Consider the following 1,377-nt stretch of genomic DNA (forward strand, 5'->3'; position numbering starts at 1 on the left):
ATAGGAGGCGAACCTGCTGAACTGAAACATCTAAGTAGGCAGAGGAGAAGAAAACAAAAGTGATTCCGCTAGTAGTGGCGAGCGAACGCGGAATAGCCCAAACCAATGTTGTTACGGCAATATTGGGGTTGTAGGACCACGACATTTCTTGCGGATTGAATTAGAATAACCTGGAAAGGTTAACCGAAGAGGGTGATAGTCCCGTATAAGTAAGAGAAGATAAGGATAGTGGTATCCTGAGTAGGTCGGGGCACGTGAAACCCTGATTGAAACTGGCGGGACCATCCGCTAAGGCTAAATACTCCTGAGAGACCGATAGTGAACCAGTACCGTGAGGGAAAGGTGAAAAGAACCGTGAATAACGGAGTGAAATAGAACCTGAAACCATACGCCTACAAGCGGTCGGAGCCCATTAGTTGGGTGACGGCGTGCCTTTTGCATAATGAGCCTACGAGTTACCGTTGCTGGCGAGGATAAGTGATTAAGTCATGGATCCGTAGCGAAAGCGAGTCTTAATAGGGCGCTTTAGTCAGTAGTGGTAGACGCGAAACCGTGTGATCTACCCATGGGCAGGTTGAAGTTTAGGTAACACTAAATGGAGGACCGAACCGTTTAACGCTGAAAAGTTTTCGGATGACCTGTGGGTAGGGGTGAAAGGCCAATCAAACTCGGAAATAGCTCGTACTCCCCGAAATGCATTTAGGTGCAGCGATGATCATAGTTACTTAGAGGTAGAGCTACTGATTGGATGCGGGGGCTTCACCGCCTACCAATTCCTGACAAACTCCGAATGCTAATTAATGATAATCATCAGTGAGGGCATGGGTGCTAAGGTCCATGTCCGAGAGGGAAAGAACCCAGACCATCAGCTAAGGTCCCCAAATGTATGCTAAGTTGAAAAAACGCGGTTTGATTGCCCAGACAGCTAGGATGTTGGCTTGGAAGCAGCCATTCATTTAAAGAGTGCGTAACAGCTCACTAGTCGAGCGATCGAGCATGGATAATAATCGGGCATAAGTATACTACCGAAGCTATGGATTTACGTTTTATACGTGAGTGGTAGGGGAGCATTCTATCGACGCAGAAGCCGTATTGTGAGATATGGTGGAGTTTATAGAAAAGAAAATGTAGGCATAAGTAACGATAAGGGGTGCGAGAAACACCCCCGCCGTAAGACTAAGGTTTCCTGAGCTATGCTAATCAGCTTAGGGTTAGTCGGGACCTAAGGCACACCCGAAGGGGGACGTCGATGGCCAACGGGTTAATATTCCCGTACTACTAATAATTGTGATGGAGTGACACAGTGATGAAAGCACCGCGAACTGACGGAATAGTTCGTTGAAGCACGTACCTATATTTCTTATAGTAAAATGCGTA

The 1,377-nt window shown here is 46.9% G+C and carries 1 rRNA gene; it reads left to right on the top strand.

The window, feature by feature from the left end:
- A 23S ribosomal RNA gene (locus tag H4K35_RS15530) occupies positions 1-1,377 on the top strand; the annotation flags it as partial.

The organism is Myroides sp. NP-2 (assembly GCF_014145665.1).
In the GTDB taxonomy this organism is placed as follows: Bacteria; Bacteroidota; Bacteroidia; order Flavobacteriales; family Flavobacteriaceae; genus Flavobacterium.